General features: G+C 56.4%; 2 tRNA genes and 3 rRNA genes. All 5 read left to right on the top strand.

Going from position 1 to position 5,606, the window contains the following annotated elements:
* Positions 1-96: ribosomal RNA gene (rrf, locus tag A9O67_RS02920) — 5S ribosomal RNA — on the top strand; the annotation flags it as partial.
* Between the two features lie 406 nt (positions 97-502).
* Positions 503-2,041, top strand: a 16S ribosomal RNA gene (locus A9O67_RS02915).
* A 136-nt stretch (positions 2,042-2,177) separates the two neighbouring features.
* Positions 2,178-2,254, top strand: a tRNA-Ile gene (locus A9O67_RS02910).
* A gap of 15 nt (positions 2,255-2,269) precedes the next feature.
* Positions 2,270-2,345, top strand: a tRNA-Ala gene (locus A9O67_RS02905).
* Positions 2,346-2,714: 369 nt separating this feature from the next.
* Positions 2,715-5,592 (top strand): 23S ribosomal RNA (locus tag A9O67_RS02900).
* The last annotated feature ends 14 nt before the right edge of the window (positions 5,593-5,606 follow it).

Here is a 5,606-nt window from a genome sequence, read left to right as displayed (position 1 = left end):
GTGGTCCCACTCCTTCCCATCCCGAACAGGACAGTGAAACGCCTTCGCGCCGATGATAGTGCGCAGCTCGCGTGTGAAAGTAGGTCATCGTCAGGCTGTTACACCAGAAGATCTGGCTGCGCCGTCGTGCGTGTCGGTCTTCGGCGGGCCTTGGCTGCTGCGGCAGCCAGGGGCTTGCCCAGGTGTCGTGCCGTGTGTTTCGTCTGACCTCTGAGCGCTGTGTCAGAGCGGGCGCGATGTACGAGATGCGCGCGACGCACCTGGACAAGACGCCAAAAAGTGTGTCATAATACGAGGCTCTGCTGATCGCGGCGGGTTTCGGTGGGATCTTTAACAAACAACAGCCGATAAGCGTGGGCAAGCGCGGTGCGCTGCTGGCCTGGGCGGGGGAGACCCTGTCTGGGCGGGTGGTAGCGAGTGCTGCGACAACTTGCTCGCGCAGACAGTAAGCGAAGTGAGGATTCACTTCGATTCCGTTTGAGTGAGCTTGACTTTGAAGATCGAACGATAGAGTTTGATCCTGGCTCAGATTGAACGCTGGCGGCATGCTTTACACATGCAAGTCGAACGGTAACAGGCCTTCGGGTGCTGACGAGTGGCGAACGGGTGAGTAATGCATCGGAACGTGCCCAGAGGTGGGGGATAACGCAGCGAAAGCTGTGCTAATACCGCATGTGATCTGAGGATGAAAGCGGGGGACCAAGCAGCAATGTTTGGCCTCGCGCCTCTGGAGCGGCCGATGTCAGATTAGGTAGTTGGTGGGGTAAAGGCCTACCAAGCCGACGATCTGTAGCTGGTCTGAGAGGACGACCAGCCACACTGGGACTGAGACACGGCCCAGACTCCTACGGGAGGCAGCAGTGGGGAATTTTGGACAATGGGCGCAAGCCTGATCCAGCAATGCCGCGTGCGGGAAGAAGGCCTTCGGGTTGTAAACCGCTTTTGTACGGAACGAAAAGGCTCTGGCTAATACCTGGGGCTGATGACGGTACCGTAAGAATAAGCACCGGCTAACTACGTGCCAGCAGCCGCGGTAATACGTAGGGTGCGAGCGTTAATCGGAATTACTGGGCGTAAAGCGTGCGCAGGCGGTCTTGTAAGACAGAGGTGAAATCCCTGGGCTCAACCTAGGAATGGCCTTTGTGACTGCAAGGCTGGAGTGCGGCAGAGGGGGATGGAATTCCGCGTGTAGCAGTGAAATGCGTAGATATGCGGAGGAACACCGATGGCGAAGGCAGTCCCCTGGGCCTGCACTGACGCTCATGCACGAAAGCGTGGGGAGCAAACAGGATTAGATACCCTGGTAGTCCACGCCCTAAACGATGTCGACTGGTTGTTGGGCCTTAGGTGGCTCAGTAACGAAGCTAACGCGTGAAGTCGACCGCCTGGGGAGTACGGCCGCAAGGTTGAAACTCAAAGGAATTGACGGGGACCCGCACAAGCGGTGGATGATGTGGTTTAATTCGATGCAACGCGAAAAACCTTACCTACCCTTGACATGCCAGGAATCCTGCAGAGATGTGGGAGTGCTCGCAAGAGAGCCTGGACACAGGTGCTGCATGGCTGTCGTCAGCTCGTGTCGTGAGATGTTGGGTTAAGTCCCGCAACGAGCGCAACCCTTGCCATTAGTTGCTACGAAAGGGCACTCTAATGGGACTGCCGGTGACAAACCGGAGGAAGGTGGGGATGACGTCAAGTCCTCATGGCCCTTATGGGTAGGGCTACACACGTCATACAATGGCCGGTACAGAGGGCTGCCAACCCGCGAGGGGGAGCCAATCCCGTAAAACCGGTCGTAGTCCGGATTGCAGTCTGCAACTCGACTGCATGAAGTCGGAATCGCTAGTAATCGCGGATCAGCATGTCGCGGTGAATACGTTCCCGGGTCTTGTACACACCGCCCGTCACACCATGGGAGCGGGTTCTGCCAGAAGTAGTTAGCCTAACCGCAAGGGGGGCGATTACCACGGCAGGGTTCGTGACTGGGGTGAAGTCGTAACAAGGTAGCCGTACCGGAAGGTGCGGCTGGATCACCTCCTTTCTGGAAAATGCAGCAAGGCGCCGCCTGCAAGCGGTGGGGTGCCGATGCTTGTCCACACTTATCGGTTGTCGAGCAAGGGTTGTGGGTGTTGGTGAGAGCTGACGCGCCGCGGCCCGAGAGGTGGGTTTGGCGAAGCGGGTCTGTAGCTCAGTTGGTCAGAGCACCGTCTTGATAAGGCGGGGGTCGTTGGTTCGAGACCAACCAGACCCACCACGCACAGGATGCGACGGGGGATTAGCTCAGCTGGGAGAGCACCTGCTTTGCAAGCAGGGGGTCGTCGGTTCGATCCCGTCATCCTCCACCACCGATCTTGCCCGTCGAAGGCGGCTGCGGCAAAAGCGCACAGGCACAACAGGCCAGTGCTGGACACGCGGTGTCTAGTACTGCCCTGTTGGTCCTTCAAGACCTACGGCTGTTCTTTAACAATTCACAGAGTCGAATCAGCAGTGCCGCTCGGTGCTGAGGGGTTTGCGCCTTTGGGCGCGAGGCTTCCTTGGTGCGGTGCGGTGCATTGCGAAAGATTTGCGTCAAAGCACACATTCAACGGGTTTCGACCGCTGTGTCCGGCAAGGGCTCGGCGGTCACGAGTTGAAGACGGCGAACGCGTAAGCAGTGTTCACGGATCCGGGTGGCGATGTGCGGCCTGAACGAGATTCAGGCGGCAAAGCTATAGGGTCAAGTGAACAAGAGCATGTGGTGGATGCCTTGGCGATGATAGGCGACGAAGGACGTGATAGCCTGCGATAAGCCTCGGGGAGCTGGCAAATGAGCTGTGATCCGGGGATTTCCGAATGGGGAAACCCACCTGCAAAGGTATCGCTGCCTGAATACATAGGGCAGCGAGGCGAACCGGGCGAACTGAAACATCTCAGTAGCTCGAGGAAAAGACATCAACCGAGATTCCGAAAGTAGTGGCGAGCGAAATCGGAGGAGCCTGCACGATGTAGCCATCGACTTATCAGAACGGTCTGGAAAGGCCGGCCACAGAGGGTGATAGCCCCGTATGGAAAAAGTCGGTGGTGGAACTGGGCGTGCGACAAGTAGGGCGGGACACGTGAAATCCTGTCTGAAGATGGGGGGACCATCCTCCAAGGCTAAATACTCATCATCGACCGATAGTGAACCAGTACCGTGAGGGAAAGGCGAAAAGAACCCCGGGAGGGGAGTGAAATAGATCCTGAAACCGCATGCTTACAAAAAGTCGGAGCCCTTAGGGGTGACGGCGTACCTTTTGTATAATGGGTCAGCGACTTACATTCAGTGGCAAGCTTAACCGAGTAGGGAAGGCGCAGGGAAACCGAGTCCGAACAGGGCGAATAGAGTCGCTGGGTGTAGACCCGAAACCAGGTGATCTATCCATGGCCAGGATGAAGGTGCCGTAACAGGTACTGGAGGTCCGAACCCACTACTGTTGCAAAAGTAGGGGATGAGCTGTGGATAGGGGTGAAAGGCTAAACAAACCTGGAAATAGCTGGTTCTCTCCGAAAACTATTTAGGTAGTGCCTCACGTATTACCTTCGGGGGTAGAGCACTGTTTTGGCTAGGGGGTCATGGCGACTTACCAAACCAAGGCAAACTCCGAATACCGAAGAGTAGCAGCGTGGGAGACAGTGCACCGGGTGCTAACGTCCGGACACGAGAGGGAAACAACCCAGACCGCCAGCTAAGGTCCCTAAAACCGGCTAAGTGGGAAACGAAGTGGGAAGGCTAAAACAGTCAGGATGTTGGCTTAGAAGCAGCCATCATTTAAAGAAAGCGTAATAGCTCACTGATCGAGTCGTCCTGCGCGGAAGATGTAACGGGGCTCAAGCCGGTTACCGAAGCTGCGGATGCGTGGCAACACGCATGGTAGGAGAGCGTTCTGTAGGCCTGTGAAGGTGGCTCGTAAGGGTTGCTGGAGGTATCAGAAGTGCGAATGCTGACATGAGTAGCGTTAAAGCGGGTGAAAAGCCCGCTCGCCGTAAGCGCAAGGTTTCCTACGCAACGTTCATCGGCGTAGGGTGAGTCGGCCCCTAAGGCGAGGCAGAGATGCGTAGCTGATGGGAAGCAGGTCAACATTCCTGCACCGGCTGCAAGTGCGATGTGGGGACGGATCAAGCTAGGTCATCCGGCGGTTGGAAGTGCCGGTTGAGGCGGAAGTAGGCGACACGTAGGCAAATCCGCGTGTCACATACCGAGGCCGTCGCTCGAGCGAGCTTGCTCGCGAAGTGACCGAATGGGGTCCCAGGAAAAGCCACTAAGCTTCAGCTTGCAGCTGACCGTACCGCAAACCGACACTGGTGCGCGAGATGAGTATTCTCAGGCGCTTGAGAGAACTCGGGAGAAGGAACTCGGCAAATTGACACCGTAACTTCGGGATAAGGTGTGCCCTAGTAGCGTGTAGAGAACATCGAAGCGTGAATGGGTTGCAAAAAATAGGTGGCTGCGACTGTTTACTAAAAACACAGCACTCTGCAAACACGAAAGTGGACGTATAGGGTGTGACGCCTGCCCGGTGCCGGAAGATTAAGTGATGGGGTGCAAGCTCTTGATCGAAGTCCCGGTAAACGGCGGCCGTAACTATAACGGTCCTAAGGTAGCGAAATTCCTTGTCGGGTAAGTTCCGACCTGCACGAATGGCGTAACGATGGCCACACTGTCTCCTCCCGAGACTCAGCGAAGTTGAAATGTTTGTGATGATGCAATCTCCCCGCGGAAAGACGGAAAGACCCCATGAACCTTTACTGTAGCTTTGTATTGGACTTTGAACGGATCTGTGTAGGATAGGTGGGAGGCTTTGAAGCGGTGCCGCCAGGTGCCGTGGAGCCGACGTTGAAATACCACCCTGGTGCGTTTGAGGTTCTAACCTGGGCCCCTGAATCGGGGTTGGGGACAGTGCATGGTAGGCAGTTTGACTGGGGCGGTCTCCTCCCAAAGCGTAACGGAGGAGCACGAAGGTACGCTAGGCACGGTCGGACATCGTGCTGGTAGTGCATAGGCATAAGCGTGCTTGACTGCGAGACTGACAAGTCGAGCAGGTGCGAAAGCAGGTCTAAGTGATCCGGTGGTTCTGTATGGAAGGGCCATCGCTCAACGGATAAAAGGTACTCTGGGGATAACAGGCTGATACCGCCCAAGAGTTCATATCGACGGCGGTGTTTGGCACCTCGATGTCGGCTCATCTCATCCTGGGGCTGTAGCCGGTCCCAAGGGTATGGCTGTTCGCCATTTAAAGAGGTACGTGAGCTGGGTTTAAAACGTCGTGAGACAGTTTGGTCCCTATCTTCCGTGGGCGCTGCAGATTTGAGGGAGCCTGCTCCTAGTACGAGAGGACCGGAGTGGACGCACCTCTGGTGTACCGGTTGTCACGCCAGTGGCATCGCCGGGTAGCTATGTGCGGAAGAGATAACCGCTGAAAGCATCTAAGCGGGAAACTCGTCCCAAGATGAGATCTGCCTGGGGCCTTGAGCCCCCTGAAGGGTCGTCGTAGACCACGACGTTGATAGGCTGGGTGTGGAAGACGTGCAAGCGTTTGAGCTAACCAGTACTAATTGCCCGTGAGGCTTGACCCTATAGCTTTGCATGT

The sequence above is a fragment of the Tepidimonas fonticaldi genome, from assembly GCF_001675355.1.
GTDB classification, from domain to species: Bacteria; Pseudomonadota; Gammaproteobacteria; order Burkholderiales; family Burkholderiaceae_C; genus Tepidimonas; species Tepidimonas fonticaldi.
This window is presented reverse-complemented; position numbering and strand designations above follow the sequence as displayed.